Below are 18530 nucleotides of genomic sequence, written 5' to 3' on the forward strand. Positions count from 1 at the left end.
CCCCCCCCCAATGCCAATATGTTTCGCCGATCAGGTCGTGGTCCATCTCATTCAAAGTCCGAATATCTATACAGCTCAGGATTTTGAAGGTTAAAAAAATCAAACCGACAGAAAATGTTCCAATAATACACTCAATAACTATGCATTAGGACGCGATTTTGCCGGAACATGAATCATAAAGACGCTTAACCGGACGGAAAAATGCCATAAACGCAGCATAAATCAATTTCACATCAAGTTTTAATCTTTGGCCTTAGCGGTTTGATCAGAAGCGGAGCGTAAAGGAGCGACCACGTCAGCGTGGTCAGGCCATTCGGTCCGCATCGGGTAGTAGAGGAGTGCCGAGGTAGTGTATGTCGTCATGGATGAGCGGTCGATGGTGACCGACGGTTACGTTGCGAGCTTCAGCAGAGAAGGCGTATCCGCGGTCGGACTACTGGCATCCGATTTCAAGGGCTGGCTGCAGACGGCTCGGGAACCGGATCTGGACGCCGTCCAGGGCTTCCTCCTCGGTGATTGCGCGCAGCGATCCAGCCTCCCCGACCTCATCCACAAACGGTCCCGGGCGCCGATCATCGCCATGATCGAGACGCGCAGCCTGACCGAGACCCTGGACCTGTTCACGGCCGGCATCGACGACGTCGTCCGCAAGCCGGTTCACGTGCGCGAGATCATGGCCCGGACTGAATCGGTCTGGCGGCGCTCACAGCGCTCACAGCATGCGACGGCCAAGGAAGCGGCGGATCGGACCGAGCGGCTGAGAGTGTATTTCGACGGCCGCGACCCCGATATCGACGGGGAGAAGATCGCCCTGCCGCGACGCGAGCGGCAGATCCTCGAACTTCTGATCCGCAATCGCGGCCGCAGGCTGACGAAGGAACAGGTCTTCAACGCCGTCTACGGTGCCTTCACCAGCGACGTCGACGAGAGCGTCGTGGAGAGCCACATCAGCAAGCTTCGCAAGAAGCTCCGTGAGAAGCTGAGCTTCGATCCGATCGAGGTCCGCCGCTACCTCGGATACGCGTTCGTGAGCTGATCGAACGCGACCGGATCCCCGAGGGACGGCAGATCCCTCGCCCGGCCGTCCCCCGCTGTCGACGGGGAGCGGGAGCCGAAGCCACGGGATGTCTGAGGCACACCGCGCACGGACACCGGTCCGCGTTTTACGGTGCCTGCACCATGTGGGTCCGTGGCGTCGCCCGATGGCGCGATCCGTGCGGGAGCGCCGATCTTCCCTGCGCGCCGCGGCGAAACCGCGCTCGCGCTCCAGCGCGCCCTACTCGATCAACGCATCGGCCTTCGCCAGGAGCGAGGGCGTGATCGTCAAGCCCAGGGCCGCCGCGGTCTTGAGGTTGATAACGGTCAGAAAGCGTTCGCTCGCCTGCACGGGCAGGTCGCCGACCGCGGCCCCTCTCAGGATCCGGTCGATATAGCCGGCCGCCTGCTGGACGTCCCGGGCCACGCTGGTGGTGTAGGCGGCGAGGCCGCCGAGCTGGACCTGTGCCGCATAGGCATAGACTGCGGGCAGCCGGAGCTTGGCGGTCAGATCGATGATCTGGCGGCTGTAGACGCCCGTGATCGCATCCGGCAGCACGATCAGGCCGGCTTGGGGCTCCGCGGCCAAGGTGGTGATCGCCCGCTCGATCTCGGCGGCGTCGTGCACGCCGCTGGCCTCGGCCCGGATACCAAGACCCGGGCCGGTCCGTGCGAGTTCGGCGGCGTAACCGGCAAAGCGCGTCGGATAGTCCGGGTTGATGATGGCGCGCGCCCGCGTCACGCTCGGGCTGAGTTCCTTCAGGAGCTGCAGCCACTTGCCGACGAACGTGTAGTCGAAGTTGCTGAACCCGGTGAGGTTGCCGGACGGCCGCGCCAGGCTGGTCACGAAGCCGCCGCCGACCGGATCCTGCACCTGAATGAACACCACCGGGGTCGTCGTGGTGGCCTGCTTGACGGCGGTCGTGCCGACGACGCCCTGCGAGAAGATCAGGTCCGGTTTCGCCGCCAGCAGCTCGCTGGCTTGGCGGCGCATCTTCTCGGCATCGCCGTCGCCCAGCCGCAGGTCGACCGTCAGGTTCTGGCCCCAAGTCCAGCCGAGCCGCCCCAGGCTGTCCTTGAGCGTGTCGACGATGATCGGCACGTCGGGATGGCTCTCTCCGTAGACCAGGAGGATGCCGAGCCGGCGCCGCGCCGGGGTCTGCGCATGTCCGGTTGCCGGCCAAGCGGCCGCGCCGCCGAGGCTCGCGAGGACGTCGCGGCGTCTCATCCGGCTGCCCTCGCTGCGCGGGGGCATGGGCGGTCGGGCTGTCGGCTGGTCGAAGGACGGGGCATCCTGCAGGGCGCTCGACGGATGGGGCAGGGGGCCTCGAGTGTCCGCCATCGCGGCCGGCGGGTCGAGGGTGCGATTGTGTTCAGCGCACCTCGATGCGCGTTCCGGAGGCTCCGTTGAGCAGCCGCTTGAGATGGAAGGCCGACAACGCATCGTCGGGCCGCAATCCGACCAGCGCCGCGAAGGCCGGCATGGCCCCGGCCTCGCCGGCCTCCAGCTTGGCGAAGGCGTCGAGGTAGCGGCCCAGCGTCTCGCCGTCGTATTCCTCCTCGGTCAGCGGCTCGAAGGCGCGCAGCGCGCCCTGCTTCCCGCGCAGGAGGAGGTCGCCGACGGGCCGGCCGCGAAACTGCTCCGCCCGGATCACCACGCTCTGGCTGACGCAGATCCGAGTGCCGAAGGCCTTGTTGGCATTCTCCAGGCGGGCGGAGGTGTTGATGGTGTCGCCGTAGGCCGTGTAGTCGAAATAGCGGCCGCCGCCGAAATTCCCCACGATGGCCGGACCGGCATGGACGCCGATCCGCGTCGCGCCGATCTCGATCCCCCGATCCCGCCAGCGGGCCCGGAACGCCTCCGAGGCCGTATCGAGGGATAGCGCGCAGGCGACCGCCCGGGCCGCGTGGTCCGGCTGGTCGCCCGGTGCCCCGAACAGGACGTGGAGCGCGTCGCCGACGATCTTGGCGACGGTGCCCTCGTGGGCGAAGACGAGGTCGGTCATCTCGGCGAAGTAGCCGTTCAGGATCTCGGCGAGCTGGGCCGGGTCCAGGCTCTCCACGAGCCCGGTGAAGCCGGCGATGTCGGTGAACAGCGAGGCCACCTCGCGCCGAACGCCGCCGAGCTCCAGCCCCGACGCGTCCCCCGCCAGGCGCTCGGCGAGATTGGGCGAGAAGTACCGCGCCAGCGAAGCGTGCGCGCGCTCGGCCATCATCTGCCGCCGGCGCCCCTCGCGCAGGCTCCCGACGTGCCGGAGCGTCCGCTCGATTGTCGTCTCGAGATCGGTGAAGTCGATCGGCTTGGTAAGGAAGTCGAAAGCCCCGCGATTCATGGCGGTGCGGATATTGGCCATGTCGCCGTAGGCCGAGACGATGATGGTCGAGACCTTGTCGTCGGATTCCTGCAGCTTGGCGAGCAGCGTCAGCCCGTCCATGCCGGGCATGTTGATGTCCGACACGACCAGATCGACGTCGCGGTTTGCGCCGAGCAGCTCCAGGGCCTCGTGACCGTCATGGGCGAACAGGAAGGTGACCTGGCCGCCGCGGATCTGGCGCCGGAATTTCTGGGTGATCAGCGCCTCGAGATCCGGCTCGTCGTCGACGACCAGGATCTTGGCGGGCGGCAGGTCGGAGGTCATGCCGGCCCCGCGACGGAGGCGAGGCGGCTCTCGATCTCGGTCCGCAACAGGTCGAAATCGATCGGCTTGGTGATCAGGTCCACGGCGCCGCCGGCCAGGACCTTCTGGCGGGTCTCGGCATCGCCGTAGGCCGTGATCATGATCACCGGGACATCGGGGCGCGCTTCACGCACGAGCGGCAGGAGTTCGAGCCCGGTCATGCCCGGCATGTTGATGTCCGAGAACATGAGGATGAGGCTCGCACCGTCCGAAGCTTTGACGCAGGCCAGCGCCTCGGGGGCCGAATGCGCGAATTCCATCGCGAACCGCCCGGCGCGGAGCTCGCGGCGGAATTGCTGCCGGAACAGGTCGGTGACGTCGGGCTCATCGTCCACGACGAGGATGAGGACGTTCATGGCTCGCTCTTGGCTGGGGCGACGATGGGGTGCGCCTGGGTCGCGCCATCGCGGGGCAGCGTGATCGTGAATTCGGTGAAGTGCCCGGGCTCGGTGGCGACATCGATCGACCCGCCATGCTGCTTCACCAGGATGTCGTGGCTGAGCGACAGGCCGAGGCCCGTGCCCTCGCCGGCCGGCTTGGTGGTGAAGAACGGGTCGAACATCTTGGCCTTCACGCTGTCCGGGATCCCGGTGCCGTTGTCCCGGACCCGGATCTCGACCCTGTCGCCGAGATCGCGGGTGGTCACCGACAGAGTCGGCTCGTAGCCCGGCTCGGCTCCGGCCGCCTTGCGCTTCTCGGTGGCGTAGAACCCGTTCGACATCAGGTTCAGGAGGACGCGGGTCAACTCCTGCGGGTAGACATCGGCAGAGCCGGCCGCCGGATCGTAAGCGCGCACGAGGGTGATGTTGAAGCTCGGCTGCGCCGCCCGGGCACCGTGATAGGCCAGGTTCAGGCTCTCCTCGACCAGGGCGTTGATCTCGACGGGGCGGTGCTCGCCGGATCCGGATCGGGAATGCAGCAGCATGTTCTTGATGATCGAGTCGGCGCGCTTGCCGTGCTGCACGACCTTGCCGAGGTTGCCCTTGAGCAGATCGGCGATCTCGTCGACCTCCGCGCGGGTCTTCGCGTCCAGGTTTGCAGGTTGCAACACCTCCTGCAGCTCGTCGACCAGCTCGGACGATAGCGACGCGAAGTTGTTCACGAAGTTCAGCGGGTTCTTGATCTCGTGCGCGATGCCCGCCGTGAGCTGTCCCAGGGAGGCGAGCTTCTCGGACTGGATCAGCCGGTTCTGGGCCTTGTGGAGATCCTCGAGCGAGGTGTTGAGGTCGCGGGTCCGCTCCTCGACCTTGGCCTCCAGGGTCTCGTAGGATTCCTGGACCCGGCTCGCCATGAGGTTGAAGCGGTCGGCCAAGGTCTCGATCTCGTCGCCGGTGCGGATCACGATGCGCTCCGAGAGGTCCCCGGACCCGAACCGTTCCGCGCCGTCCTCGAGCTGCCGTATCGGCACAACCATGCGGTGGGCCAGGAAGGTCCCGGCCACCGTCGCGAGCATCACCCCGAGCCCCATCAGCGACAGGGTCTGAACGACCGAGGCATAGAGCGGCGCCATGGCCTCGCCCAGCGGCAGCTGGACGAAGACGATCCAATCGACGCGCGGGATGGTGGCATGGGCCGCCAGCACCGAACCGCCGTCCAACGCGGTGGCGATCTCGTAATCCGCCGCGTCCGCGTTGCCCGCGGAGCCGCGTGCGGACAGGGCGGCCGCCACTTCCGGCAGGCTCGACAGGTCGGTGTCGCGCAGGACGAGGCTCAGATCCGGGTGGGCGATCAACCGGCCCGTGGCGGTGACCACGAAGGCGTAGCCGCCCGAGCCGTTGTGAATGCTGCTGACGACGTCCCAGATCAGCTTCAGGTTGACCTCGGCCATCGTCACGCCGGGGTCGCGTCCGGCATGGGCCACCGACACGGTCATGTACGGCTCGGAGCCCCGCCGGAAATAGACCGGCCCGAACCAGACCTTTCCGGCGATCGCCTGGGTGAAGGCCGACGCCGCGGAGAAATCCTTGCCGCTGCCGACCGCGTCCGGCTCCAGCCGCGAGACCCGCAGCTGCTCCTTGCCGCTCGGATCGAGATAGGCGACCTCCGTGATGGCGGGCGCCTGCCGCAACAGCCGGATGAAGTCGTAGCGCTGCTGCTCGGGGGAGATCCGGCGCCACTCGGCCCGGGTGGTCCAGCCGATCTGGCTCTCGATCTCGGAGATGAAGGCCTCGACCCGCTCCGCCGCGGCGTGCGCCTTCTCCCGCTGGACCTCGATCGCGTTCCGCTTGGCGTCGCCGTAATTCAGGAACAGGTCGACGGCACCGTTGATCAGCAGGACGAGGGTCACCAGCCCGACGAAGGCGACCGCGAACTTTGCCGCGAGCGGCAGGCGGAAGCGCTCGGCGGCTGTGCTGCCCTGCGACGGAGCCGCATCCCGCGCCGTCATTCGACGATCTCGTCCGCCTGGGCGAGCAGCGCCGACGAGATCGTCAGCCCCAGAGTGCGCGCGGTCTTGAGGTTCACGATGAAATCGAACTTCGTCGGCGCCTGGACCGGGAGCGTCGCGGGTTTCTCGCCGTGGAGGATGCGATCCACGTAGGATGCCGCGCGGCGCACCGCGTCGGCCGGGTCGGGGCCATACGACATCAGGCCGCCCCGGTGGGCGAAGCGCCGAATCGCGAAGACCGTTGGGACGCGATGCTGGGCCGTGAGGGCGACGATGCGGTCGCCGTTGGCTTCGCTGAAGGTGCCGGGCGCCACGATCAGCCCGGCATCCCCCCGCCGGCCGAGGCCTGCGACGACCGGGTCGATCGCGTCGGCGGTGGTGACCAACACCACCTCGGTTTCGATGCCGATGGCCGCCCCGGTGGTCGTGAGCGCCTCCGAGTAGAAGGCGCCGCGCCGGACCTCCGTGTTCGGATTGGACAGCAGCGTGACGTGGCGGATCGTCGGCGCCGCTTCCCGGAGTGCGGCCAGCCATTTCCCCGCCAGCGACGCCTCGTACAGGGTGAAGCCGGTGATGTTTCCGCCGGGCCGCTGCAGGCTGGCGACGTAGCCGGACGTGACCGGATCGGAGGCGCCGACGAAGACGATCGGGATCGTCTTCGTCAGGGCGGACAATGCGGAGAGCTGCGCGTTGAGGAAGGCGAAGATCACCTGCGGGCTCGACTGCACGATCTCGGCCGCCAGCGCGCGCGTGCGCTCGACATCCGCCCCGCCCCAGCGATCATCGATCTGCAGCGTCGTCCGTCCGTGATCGCGCAGGGCCGACCGGAAGGTATGCGCGAGCGAGCGGCCCTCGGCGCCCCCGTCCACGAACGGCCAGAGCGCGGCCACGCGCGGCTGCTCCTGCGCCCACGGAGCCAGCGGCCAGCCGGCCGCGGCCCAGGACAAGCCGGCGATGATGGTCCGCCGCCTCATCCGATCACCGCGCCGGCTCTTCCGTCATCGCGACTCAAACCCGATACCCCCGCCGCTCGGACGGGCAGCTTAGTGCAGGCCCGGCCACCGCACCACGGCGAACCCGTGGACGCGGTTATCAGAATGCCAGACGCATCCCGCCGACGATGTTGCGTGGCGCACCCGCGAACACCGAGCCGGTGGAGGTCGCCAGCACCCCGGCGCCGTTCTGGAGGCCGGTGGCGCCACTGATCGAGTTGGCGAGGTTCTGGGCCGAGGCCGCGTAGGTCGTGTCGAGCAGGTTGCGGACTTCGAGATAGAGGTTCAGCCGCTTCGCGTAGCCGCCGGTCAGCTCGGTGGCGTAGTGCACGTTGGCATTGACGATCGCGTAGCCCGGCGCCTTCAGCAGGTTGGCGTTGTCGATGTAGAAATCGCCCTGCACCACGGTCTCGACGAAGGCTCCGAGACCGGCGAGCGGCCCGGTGGGCACGTCGTAGCCCACGCGCGCCAGGAGCTGATGGGCCGGGACGCCCGGGATCTGGTTGCCCGCCCGGTCGAACCGGCGGGTCAGGCTGCCGGCGCTCAGCTGCTCCGTGTAGCGCGTGTAGATCTGATCATCGAACGTGTAGGCCAGCGTTCCGCGCCAGCCCGGCGCGAAGGCCCAGTCCGCGCCGACCTCGAGGCCCCGGTGCTCGGAGGCCGGCGCGTTGAAGAAGTAGGTCTGGAGCCCTGCGCCCGGCGATTGCGAGACCAGCTCGTTGCGGAAGAACTCGTAGAAGCCGGTCACGCTAAGCCGCAGGGTCTCGGTCGGGCTCCAGTCCGCGCCGAGATCGAAGCCGAGATTCTCCTGGGTCTGGAGCTGAGTGTTGTTGCCCGGCAGCCCCGCCGGGGTGACGAACAGGTTGCTCGCCGCCGGGGTGGTGTAGCCGGTGGCGACCCGGCCGCGGAACGCCCAGGCCTCGTCCGGCCGGTAGACCAGGGCGAGTTCGGGGGCGACGTTGAGGAAGGTCCGGTCGGCATCCGCCACCGTCCGGTTCGCGCCGCCGGCGCTGTAGCTGTAGGCCAGGTTGCGTCCGGTGATGGATGTCCCCTCGGCGCTGATGCCCAGCACGCCGGTCCACTGATCGGACAGGGCGAGTTCGAGGCGGGCCCGGCCACCGAGATTCGACTGGACCGCGTCCTGGACACCGATCAGCGCCCCGAGCCGGGGCCCGCCATAGGGGGCGCGGTTGTAGGTCGCGATGTGGGTGTCGATCGTGCTGTAGGCGAGCGCGACGTAGCCCACGGCCGGGAGGCCGAACAGGTCGCCGCGGCGTGTCACGTCGGTCAGGACGTTCCAGGACGGGTAAGAGCCCTGGCTCGCGGTCGTGTAGAACGGCTGGTCGAAGTTCCGCTCGTCGAAGCCGAGCTGCGTCCGCCAGGTCGTGAACGCGTCGATATCGTGCTCCCAGCGTGCGGCCACGATGGTCCGCCGGTCCTTGCGTCCGAACCCGCCCTCGTCGGCGGTCACCGGCACGGTCGCACCGAACGCGCCGTTGCCGGACAGGGCGAAGGTGGTGCAGCCGGGCGCCGCGCTCGCGGCCGCGGCGCAGCCCCGCTGGTAGGGGTTGATCCGATACTGCGCCAACGAGGAGCGGGCCGCGATATTGGCGTCGAGATTGTTGTTGATCACCTTCAAGGTGAAGCGGTTGTCCGGCGTCGGCGTGTAGCTCGCCAGCAGGTTGATGGTCTGCGTGTCGTAGCTCGAATGGTCCTGGTAGCCGTTGGCCCGGACGTCGCTGGTGAACAGGCTGATCTCGAACGGCCCGCTGGCCTTGCCCACGGTGAAGGAATTGCTGAGGTAGCCGAAGCTCCCGGCGTCGGTCCCGATCTCGTAGCCGTCGATCTCACGGCCGGTGCGGGTGCGGAACGCGATGGCGCCGCCCGTGGCGTAGTTGCCGAACAGGGGCGATTGCGGGCCGCGGAACACGCCGATCCGGCTGTAGGCCCGAGGGTCGGTGAGGTCGAAGCGCGATGCCCCGTCGGCCTGGGTGAGGATGAACCCGTCCTCCAGAACGACCGTATTCTTGATCACGCCGCTGGAGCGGGCGTTGTTGCCGCGGATCGAGATGATCACGTCGCGGCCGCCATTGCCCTGGCGGACGGTGACGCCGGGGCTGTTCGCGAGCACCGAGCCGATGCTGGTCGCCGGCCGGTTGGCGATGGTGTTCTCGCGCCCGATCCCGGTGACGACCTGGCCGACCGGGTGCTCGATGACCGAGGGCGCAGAGCCCTGGGGGGCGGCCACGCCGAACGGCACGGCAACGGCGGTCCGGCCCGCGCCGGGCGCGGCTTCGCCCTCCACGGACAGCTCGTCCAGCGTGACGGCCTGCTGCGCCGAGGCGGGCAGCGTGCCGCCGGCCACCAACAGCGCCAATGTTCCGAACCGCGCGGCGGCCTGGTGAATCGACATCCCAATTTCTCGTCTGATCAATCAAGGGGCCGGACGGCGCGACGGCCGCACGGGGAGGAGCCGTGATCAGGCGGTGATGGGCGGTGCGCGCGGCTGGCCGACGACGCGCGGCGCCGGCCTCGGATCCGACGGTGGGGGGATCGGCCAGGCCGGCGCGGTCCAGCGCAGCAGGCGCGCCGCGCTCGGGACCGCCGGAAGGGGCGGCGGGACCATGCCGGCACGGCACAGCCGGCAGACGTCGCAGTCGTGGGGCGCCACCGGCCAATCCGCGGAGGCGGCAATCGCGTCACCCCCGGGCGCGTGACCGCACAGGATCGCGCCGGGCATGTCGGGCGCCGCCAGCGCCATCCGGAGGGTTGCCATCGGCGCGAGCAGCTGCACCCAGAGGGCGAGCAGGATCAGTCCGGTCCCGAGGGGACCCGACCGCCTGCGCATAAGATCGACGTCGGTCGACACGGGCTTCGAGCCCGCCGGCCGGGGATCAGGCCGCCCCGCGACCGCGTGCGGCCTGCACGGCGAGGTCGAGGCCGATCATGCCGAGGATCGCCAAGCCGGTCAGGGGAAACAGCGCACCGAGGCCCGCGATCACCAGGGTGACGGTGAAGACCACGCGCCGATCCCGCGGCCAGGGCGGGACGCCGAGTCCGCCGGCCGGCCGGCGCTTCCACCACATCGTGGCGGCGGTGACGGCGAGGAGGATCGTAGCGAGGCAGAAGGCCAGCATGGCGAATTGGTTGGCCCGGCCCCAATGCTCGCCCTTGTGGATGCCGATCCCGTACTGGATCGCCCGACCGACCGGCCCGAGATCGGCGAAGTGCACGTCGACGAGGGGCGCCCCGGTATATTGATCGAGGGAGATCATCCGCTGCTGGGCGACGTCGTGGGGATAGGACGCCGCGGCGTAGACGCCGTCCGCGCCGACCGGCAGCGCCAGCTCGTAGCCCCGCGGCATGCCGAGCCGAGCCAGGATCGCGGCGGCCTGATCAATGCCGATGGGCTCCGCCGCCCGCCCGGAGGGCTGCGAGCGCGGCACCGGCGCATCCTGCAGGGTCCAGCCGGCATCCGGCAGACGCGCGCGCATCGGCACCGTGGAGACCGGCCGGCCGGCCCATAGGATCGCGGGCTGGCCGAGGCCCGCGGCATTCGACCAGCTGCGCAGCTGCTGCCCCCACCAGATCGACCAGGGCAGGCCGGTGATCGCCAGGAAGAGCAATCCGCCGCCGGCGACGAACCCGGTCACGGCGTGCAGGTCGCGCCACCAGACCCGGCGACGGGGGCTGCCGCGCAGGCTCACGACGCCGCCCACCTGGCCCCGCGGCCACCACAGATACACGCCCGTGATTACCAGAATGATGGCGAAGCCCGCCACCACCTCGATCACCGCGTTCGCGAAGGTGCCGACATAGCTGAGGCTGTGCAGGCCGCGCACGACCATCATGAACTCGCCGTCGCGGTCGACGCGGTCGAGCACCGATCCGGTATAGGGGTCCAGGTAGACGAGACGCTTGCGGCCGCCTTCCGAGAGGGTGACCAGGGCCGAGGCGTCGGGTGCGGCCGGGTCCGTGTAGGAGAGCGGCACCCCGTCCGGCTCGGCCTGCAGGGCGTTGAAGATCAGCCGGTCCGGCCCGAGCGGCGCCGTCGCCTGAATCGCCACGCGGGTCCGGTAGGCGAACAGGCTGCCGTTGATCTCATCCTTGAACAGGTAGAGCGCGCCGGTCGCCGAAAGGGTGATCAGGAACGGCAGGCACAGCAGCCCGGCATAGAAGTGCCAGCGCCACACGGCGCGATAGACCGCCTCGCGGGAGGCACGCAGAGCGGCGACGGCCCCGAAGGCGGGGGCGCTGCCGTGCAGAAGAATCGACATGGGATTGGTCCGGGCCTGAACGATCGGAAGACGGGATCGTCAGGCGGCCGGCGGACCTCGGGCGCTGGTGGCGGTGAGCGGCGGCCCGGTCTTCGGATGCGCCGCCTCCGCGCGCCAGACGAGGCGCAGGGACGGTGCGAACGGCCAGGCGACGGCAACCGGCTCCGATGCCGGCAGCGCCACGCCGGTCACCTGCACCAGGGTACAGCACGGATGGGCGTGGAGCGGGGCCGGCCCATCCTCCGGCGCGCCGGACGCGTGCTCGGCGCACAGAACCGCGCCGGGTGATCCGAAGGCGTGGGCCGGTGTGGCGAAGCCGAGGAAGGCCTGGAGCAGCAGCGCGTAGAGCGCGACCATCCCGATGATCGCGCGGCCTTGAACCGTCTGGGGCAGGCACCGGCGCATGGGTCTTTTGTTAGGCGTCGCCGCCGTCCACCGTCAACGGGGCGCAGGCGCATTCACGTGTCGATCGCGTCGCCGAAGACAGGCGCGACCGGCCCCGCGATCAGTGGCAGATGATCTGGACCGTGAAATCCCGGGCCTTCTCGGCAATGCCCGCACCGTCCATCGGGTCGGTGGTGCGGACATTGATCGGCGCCTCGACGCCGTTCGCCTCCAGGAAGTTCAGGGCGATCGTCGACTTGATGGCGAAGTTGACGTTCTGCGGAACGTCCCCGGACGCGAAGGCGACCTGCTTCGACTGGACCACGCCGACGATGTTCCCGTACTGGTCCAGGGCCGGGCCGCCGCTGTTGCCCTGGTGGACCGGCGCCGAGATCTGAATCTTGCGGGTGTCGTCGCCCGAGCCCGCGGTGGCGGTGACATTGCCGATGGTGAAGTTGCCGGTCGAGGCCAGGACATCGCTCTGCGGGTAGCCGTAGACATAGACGTTCTCGCCGAGCCGCGCCCGGACCGACAGGGGCGGGACGACCTTCTGCGGGGTATCGGTGGCCAGCACCGCGAGATCGTTGGTCGCGTCCTTGGCCACGAGCCGCGCCGGGATCGAGGGGCGGCCGGGCTGCCGGACGGAGAATTCCGAGCAGGATTCGACCACGTGATTGTTGGTGAGCAGATGCCCGCGCTCCGACACGTAGAAACCGGTGCCGGTGCTGACCATGCCGGCCTCGAGCTTGCGCGACTTGGGAAGGCCGGGCGCCTCCTTCGCGGCGGCGGAGATCACGTCCTTCTGGCAGCCCATCACGGCGTCGAACGCCTCGGTCGATCCCACGAGCGACAGGACCGCGATCTGCCGCCCCTGGAAGATCACGCTGATCGTGCCCGAAGCGGACAGATCGGCGACGAACCGTTCCTTGAGGCCCGACTGGAACAGGCCGCGGGCCTCCCCGCGCTCGAAGCCCGTGAAGGTGCCGCGCCATTTCTCGCGGCCGGCGAGCATCTGCAGCTCGTATTGCCCGCCGACCTCCAGCGACCGCCATTTGGGGTTCGTGAGCGCCAGATAGGACGAGCCGCGGGCACCGCCGAAGCCGAACCACAGGGTCGTGCCGTCCCCGTAGCTCGCCGCGGCGAGGCAGCCGCCGAGGCTCTCGCTGTAGCCGATCGACCAGCCGGCGACTTTCCCGAAGGTCTTGTCGACCGTCAGGTTCGGCGGGGCCGGCGAGGCCGCGGCGGGTGTCGCCGCGAGGCTCGCCGTCAACAGGGCAGACCAGGCAAGCTTCGATCGGGACATGGGGGCGATCCGGTCTGCGTCAGGGGGAAGCGGCTCAGCGCTTCTGGCTCACCGCCGTGGTGGCGCTGCCCTGCGACGGCGCGAACGGATCGGCCGAGGCATTCACCACCTGCGCCCCCGACGGTCCCGCCGCCGGCTGCATCGGACGGTGACGCGCCCGCGCGACCCGCCGGTGCGGCGCACGCCGCACCTCGTGGATGACCCGGACGGTGCGCGTGGGCGCACGGTAGATGACCACCGGGCGCTCCCGCGCTGCCTGCGCGGCGATCGAGCCCGCGATGACGCCCCCCAGCACGCCGCCGGCCAGGCCCCCGAACACGGCACCGGCGCTCTGCGCCTGGGCCGGCACGGGCGCGAGACCCATCCATGCAACCGCGCTGGCCGCACAGGCGGCAACCAGGAAACGCCCCGTCATAAGCTTGCCCTCATCAGATCAGAATCGAATCAGGATCCGGTGAAAGCTTATCTCGACGTCCGGTCTTGCGAAGTGGCTTCGTTGAGGGCTACGTATTTAAGGTTGCCGACAGAATAATTGATTCGCGCGCCGGTGCGTAATCAATGCTGAGTGATATCGCGACGGGATGCTGAACACGCGGCCATCTGGCCAACCGTAGGGGGCCGCAATGGTGCGGCAGCACGCCGAACGCGGCCCGAGATTCATTACCTGGACGGGTGACGGGCGCCGCCGCGCTGCCGAAACGCGATCCGAACGATTCGGTGATGCAGCGCCGGCGTGAGGCGGCAGCACAATGCCAAGCGCGGCGCTCACGCATCCTGCGCCCGACGCTCAGCTGCGTCCGGCGGTCTCGCTAGCGATGTAAGTGACGTGAGGTGGCTGGGGGACCTGGATTCGAACCAGGACTAGAGGAGTCAGAGTCCACCGTTCTACCGTTAAACTATCCCCCAACAGGCCGGTCGATCCATAACCCACGCAACCGGACAGCGCCCGTGCCGGCTTGGCGGCTCCGGGCGTGGGCGGTGAGATATGCGGAATGCCGCGGCAGGTCAACCGTGCGTTCTGCGGTTGACGCGGCGCCCGGGGCGTCCATAACCGGGACGCCGCTTCTGCGGCCGGGAAGGGTGGCCGAGTGGTTTAAGGCAGCGGTCTTGAAAACCGCCGTGGGGGCAACTCCACCGTGGGTTCGAATCCCACCCCTTCCGCCAAATCAGAACACATCGCGGGCGGGCGGCCGCGACCTCTGTGGAAGACAAGGCAGCCGCCATGGGCCGGTCGTAGCCGTTGAAGCCGCGTCCAGCATTCGCGCTTCGGAACACGTCTCCGGCGCTCCAATGTTACGATGCAGTGTCGATCGGCCGGGTGTCCGAGCGCCGACGATACCGCTGATAACCCAAATGTCCCGCGAATTTACCCGTCCTTAACGCTGGGATCGCAATCTCCGCGCGACGGGAGGGCGCGGAATGCTCGATCAATATGGCGGGCGGGCAAGCGGCGCCGCGTCCGGTGGGGCTGCGATGCGCAGCTTGGCCAAGGCACGGGACCATCGGGCCTGCGGACGATTCGACCGGGCCGAATCGACCCTGCGGCGGGTGCTCGGCACCGAGCCCAACCATCCCGAGGCGCATTACGAGCTGGGCCAGATCGCGGCGCGCCACGCTCCCGAGAAGGCCGTGACCCATTTCGTCACGGCGCTGCGGGGCGCGCCCGAACGGCCGAACTACTGGCTGGCCCTGGCCACCGCGCTGCTCGCCGTGGACCGTCAGCCGGACGCGCGCGCGATCCTGGAGCGCTACAAGGCGCAGAGCTTCGGCCCCGAGGCGCAGCCGCTCAACGCGGCCTTCCTGGAGAGCACCTTCGCGTCGGCGCAGCTGCGCTACGACCGGGGTGAATACCGCTCAGCGGAGGCGCTGCTCGACCTCGTCCTCCTCCTCGACGAGACCCACGCGCACGCCACCTATCTCGCCGGCGTCATCGCGGCCCGGACCAACCGGCCCGAACTGGCCTATGACCTGATCAGCATCGCGCTCTACCGCGAGCCGAAGAACCCCCTGTTCTTCAGCGGCCTCAGCACGGTCCTGACCAATCGCGGTGACCACGACGGCGCCATCTCCGCCCTGGAGAAGGCCCTCGAATTCGATCCCGACCTCGCGATGGCGCATGCCAACATCGCCGGGGTCTATCAGCGCCGGTTCCGGTACGGCGAGGCCCTGCGCCACGCCGAGCGGGCGATCGTGCTGGAGCCCGGCAATGCCGGCGCCCACAGCAACCGCGGCAGCGCCCTGCTGGCCCTCGGGCGTCTGGGCGAGGCCGTGGAGGCGTTCGACCGAGCCCTCGGCCTCGATCCGTCCAAGCTGTTCGTCGCCTCCAACCGCCTGTTCGCCAAGCTCTACGCCGCCGACATTCCGCATGCGGAATATGCCGCCGACGCCCTGGATTACGGCCGCCGCTATGCGGACCCGCTCCTGCGCCGCCGCCCCTTCGCCAACGATCGCGACCCGGAGCGCAAGCTGCGCGTCGGCTTCGTCTCGGGCGATCTGTGCAACCACGCCCTGGTTCGCTTCTTCGAGCCGTATCTGCGCGCCATCGACCGGGACAGCATGTCGGTGCTGGCCTACATGACGCATGCGAGCGAGGACGCGTTCTCGCGGCGGTTGAAGCCGCTGTTCGACGGCTGGCACAATCTCGCGAACCTCGACGACGACGAGGCGGCCGACCGGATCGAGGCCGACGCGATCGACATCCTCGTCGACCTGTCGGGCCACAGTGCCGGCAACCGGCTGCTGGTGTTCGCGCGCAAGCCCGCCCCCGTCCAGGTCACCTGGATCGGGCATCCCGGCACGACCGGACTGGCCGCGATCGATTACCGTCTGACCGACGCGAGCACCGATCCGCTCGGCCTCGCCGAGCCCCTGCATGCCGAGCGTCTGTGGCGCCTGCCGCGGGTGAGCGCCACCTATGCCGGCGTCGACAACCTGCCGCCGGTGCGGGAGCGGGCGCCCTTCGAGGATGTGGGCTACATCACCTTCGGCTGCTTCAACCGCCTGACCAAGGTCTGCGACGCCGTCCTCACGACCTGGGCGAGCATCCTAGACGCGGTGCCGGAATCCCGGCTGTTCATGGTGGTGGGCGACATCGGGACCCCCGAGGTCCGCGAAGCGGTAGAAACCCGTCTTACCGCGGCTGGGCTGCCGCTCGACCGGGTGATCTTCCAGCCGCGCGTCAGCTCCGGCTACCACGAGCTCTATCACCGAGTGGATATCGCCCTGGATCCGTACCCGTATAACGGCGGCACAACGAGCTTCGATACCCTGTCGATGGGGGTACCCTTTGTCGCCCTCAGCGGAGATCACGCGGCGGCCCGGGTCGGGTCATCGATACTGAGGGTGATCGGCTTGCCAGAGCTGGTCGCCGACAGCCAGGACGCCTACGTGGCGATCGCCCGCGATCTGGCTCTCGACCGCGATCGGCTGCGGACAATCCGGGCGGGCTTGCGCGAGCGTCTCCATGCCAGCCCGCTCATGGACCACGCCGGCCTCGCCGCCGATGTCGATGCGGCGTTCCGGGCGATGTGGCGCCAGTGGCTCTCCGAGGAGCAGGTTTGAGGCGCGATTCGGCGCGACGTGCGGAAACCGCCGCTCGCTTCCGACCCGGATACCGGTTCGGCGGCGGCGAGGCCGTCGATTCGAGGACCGGGCTGCGGGTCCGTGCGGGCTCAGGCACAGCATACGGTTCCTCCTGTCCTCATCGTCGGGGTCGGCGAGAGGCTTGAAGGAGCGAGCCGTAAAGGGACGCGTGGCCGGCAGAAGCACGCTTCCGGTGCTCGGTGATGCGGGCACCTCCGGAGGGAGGGCGCTCGCGTTGGCGGGGTGCCGCTTCGGGTCCGGAGCGAGCCCCTGTCGTGTCGTGCGGTAACGCCACCGGGCGCGGGCTCTCGGCGAACGCTCGCTCATGACCGGGCGCGGATCCGTGGTCGAACCGTGCGATCCGAACCTCCGGCCCGCTGAGAGCGGCGATCCCGACCGATCACATTGATCTGCGCACTATCGAGTGCGCGAATAGAAGTTGCGGCCGCGACCGTGGATCCTATCGAGCGACGCGTTGTTTCTGCTGCTCTTGAAATATAGGGCCAGCTTTTCTGGTGCAGCTGGAAGATCATCAATTCTCGGATTGTTGTGCGATCCCAGAAAACACTCGTTAACCACGTTTGTCGAACGCCTTTTTTCGGCTATCAAATCAATATCCCGGCAAGCCCTTGGGTGATACATCGCCGGAGCCGCCAATAAGACGGCTTCTCGATCAAAAGGATCGTTCCGATGTCTTCCAGCGTCACCCTCACCGCCGCCACCCGCCAGAACCTGCTCTCGCTGCAGGATACGGCTTCGCTGACCGCGACCACCCAGAACCGGCTCTCCACCGGCCTGAAGGTCTCGTCGGCGCTCGACAACCCGGTGAGCTTCTTCACCTCGCAAGCTCTCAGCCAGCGGTCCGGCGACCTCGGCAACCTGCTCGACGGTATCTCGAACGGGATCCAGTCGATCCAGGCCGCCAACCAGGGCATCACCTCGATCCAGAAGCTGGTCGATCAGGCCAAGTCGGTTGCCAACCAGGCGCTGTCCACGCAGATCACCACCACCGGCACCGCCTCGACCGCCTACAGTGCTGCATCCGCCAGCACGGTTAACCTGTTCGTCAACGGTGCGGCCACCAGCGTCGCACTGGCAACGACGGACACGCTCGACGGAGCTCTGACCAAGCTCAACGCCGTCGTCGGCGCCGGCAGCTTCACAAAGAGCACGGACGGCACCAAGATCGTGATGAACGCGTCCTCGGACGTGGAATTTGCATCCGCGGGCGACCAGACGATCTTGGGCTTCTCGGCCGGTACGGCCGCGTCGGGCCCGACCTACGGCACCACCACCGCAGTCGGTCAGAGCTCGGACCTGAGCGTGTCGGGCGTCACGGCCCGCGCGACGCTCGCCTCGCAGTACAACAGCCTGCTGACCCAGATCGATCAGCTCGCCGGCGATTCGAGCTTCAACGGCACGAACCTGATCAACGGCAAGGGCGACAACAACAACCTGACGATCAACTTCAATCCGAAGGGCAACTCGAACCTCACGGTCACCGCGACTGACGAGACCTCGAGCGGCCTCGGCCTGACGTCGATCACCAGCACCTCTACGAAGACGTCGACGGTCGGGCAGGGCAACTTCCTGCTCAACGCCGACATCAACACGACCCTGAACAAGCTCACGACCGCATCGAGCCAGCTGCGGACCGACGCTTCGACCTTCGGTTCGAACCTGTCGGTGGTGCAGAACCGTCAGGACTTCAGCAAGAACCTGATCAACGTGCTCGATACCGGCTCGTCGAACCTGACGGCGGCCGATCTCAACCAGGAGGCTGCGAACTCGCAGGCCCTGTCCACCCGTCAGTCGCTCGGCATCTCGGCCCTGTCGCTGGCGAACCAGGCCCAGCAGGGCATCCTGCAGCTGCTGCGCTAAGCGTCAGCCGCA

14 protein-coding genes and 2 tRNA genes are annotated in these 18530 nt (G+C 68.4%); 4 read left to right on the forward strand and 12 right to left on the reverse strand.

All coding sequences use genetic code 11. The annotated features are described in order from the left end of the window. Nucleotides 1–349: 349 nt before the first annotated feature. The gene (locus tag WYO_RS26760; protein ID WP_007568646.1) at nt 350–1036 is read left to right on the forward strand and encodes a response regulator transcription factor; all 687 of its coding nucleotides are present in this window, start codon (nt 350–352) and stop codon (nt 1034–1036) included. Between the two features lie 240 nt (nt 1037–1276). Here WYO_RS26760 and WYO_RS26765 read toward each other — a convergent pair whose 3' ends face one another. The 12 genes from WYO_RS26765 to WYO_RS26820 all read right to left on the reverse strand — a co-directional run bounded on the left by WYO_RS26765 (nt 1277) and on the right by WYO_RS26820 (nt 13961). Next, a complete protein-coding gene (locus WYO_RS26765; RefSeq protein WP_007568649.1) occupies nt 1277–2263 on the reverse strand; it encodes an ABC transporter substrate-binding protein in 987 nt (328 codons plus the stop codon). A gap of 145 nt (nt 2264–2408) precedes the next feature. Beyond that, nucleotides 2409–3674 (reverse strand): adenylate/guanylate cyclase domain-containing protein, encoded by a 1266-nt coding sequence (locus tag WYO_RS26770; RefSeq protein WP_007568651.1) that lies wholly within the window; start codon nt 3672–3674, stop codon nt 2409–2411. Next, nucleotides 3671–4069 carry a response regulator gene (locus WYO_RS26775; RefSeq protein WP_007568653.1) on the reverse strand — a complete coding sequence of 133 codons (399 nt, stop codon included), beginning with the start codon at nt 4067–4069 and terminating at the stop codon, nt 3671–3673. Before WYO_RS26775 ends, WYO_RS26770 begins: the two co-directional genes overlap by 4 nt. After that, nucleotides 4066–6099, reverse strand: coding sequence for an ATP-binding protein (locus WYO_RS26780; protein WP_007568655.1), 2034 nt, complete (start codon nt 6097–6099; stop codon nt 4066–4068). The genes WYO_RS26775 and WYO_RS26780 overlap by 4 nt, the downstream gene beginning before the upstream one ends. Next, on the reverse strand, nt 6096–7073 hold the full coding sequence (locus tag WYO_RS26785; RefSeq protein WP_007568657.1) for an ABC transporter substrate-binding protein: 978 nt from the start codon (nt 7071–7073) through the stop codon (nt 6096–6098). Before WYO_RS26785 ends, WYO_RS26780 begins: the two co-directional genes overlap by 4 nt. Before the next feature lie 118 nt (nt 7074–7191). Beyond that, nucleotides 7192–9504: a TonB-dependent receptor gene (locus WYO_RS26790; RefSeq protein WP_007568658.1), complete on the reverse strand. Its 2313-nt coding sequence runs from the start codon at nt 9502–9504 to the stop codon at nt 7192–7194. Nucleotides 9505–9570: 66 nt separating this feature from the next. Beyond that, nucleotides 9571–9939 (reverse strand): DUF2946 family protein, encoded by a 369-nt coding sequence (locus WYO_RS26795; protein ID WP_007568659.1) that lies wholly within the window; start codon nt 9937–9939, stop codon nt 9571–9573. 46 nt (nt 9940–9985) lie between these two features. Next, entirely contained in the window at nt 9986–11368 is a 1383-nt protein-coding gene (locus tag WYO_RS26800; RefSeq protein ID WP_007568660.1) for a PepSY domain-containing protein, read from the reverse strand. A 39-nt stretch (nt 11369–11407) separates the two neighbouring features. Further along, on the reverse strand, nt 11408–11773 hold the full coding sequence (locus WYO_RS26805; RefSeq protein WP_007568661.1) for a hypothetical protein: 366 nt from the start codon (nt 11771–11773) through the stop codon (nt 11408–11410). Nucleotides 11774–11873: 100 nt separating this feature from the next. Beyond that, complete coding sequence (locus tag WYO_RS26810) at nt 11874–13055, reverse strand: serine protease (RefSeq protein WP_007568662.1); 1182 nt, start codon at nt 13053–13055, stop codon at nt 11874–11876. 34 nt (nt 13056–13089) lie between these two features. Then, the gene (locus tag WYO_RS26815; protein WP_128755106.1) at nt 13090–13419 is read right to left on the reverse strand and encodes a hypothetical protein; all 330 of its coding nucleotides are present in this window, start codon (nt 13417–13419) and stop codon (nt 13090–13092) included. 468 nt (nt 13420–13887) lie between these two features. Then, nucleotides 13888–13961 (reverse strand) — tRNA-Gln (locus WYO_RS26820). 168 nt (nt 13962–14129) lie between these two features. On the opposite strand from WYO_RS26820, the gene WYO_RS26825 reads away from it, so the two are divergent. From WYO_RS26825 to WYO_RS26835, 3 genes are all read left to right on the forward strand, one after another. After that, nucleotides 14130–14219 (forward strand) — tRNA-Ser (locus WYO_RS26825). A 309-nt stretch (nt 14220–14528) separates the two neighbouring features. Continuing rightward, the gene (locus tag WYO_RS26830; protein ID WP_244424323.1) at nt 14529–16616 is read left to right on the forward strand and encodes a tetratricopeptide repeat protein; all 2088 of its coding nucleotides are present in this window, start codon (nt 14529–14531) and stop codon (nt 16614–16616) included. Between the two features lie 711 nt (nt 16617–17327). Beyond that, complete coding sequence (locus tag WYO_RS26835; protein WP_007568667.1) at nt 17328–18518, forward strand: flagellin; 1191 nt, start codon at nt 17328–17330, stop codon at nt 18516–18518. The last annotated feature ends 12 nt before the right edge of the window (nt 18519–18530 follow it).

Origin of the sequence: Methylobacterium sp. GXF4 (genome assembly GCF_000272495.1) — a bacterium.
GTDB lineage: Bacteria > Pseudomonadota > Alphaproteobacteria > Rhizobiales > Beijerinckiaceae > Methylobacterium > Methylobacterium brachiatum.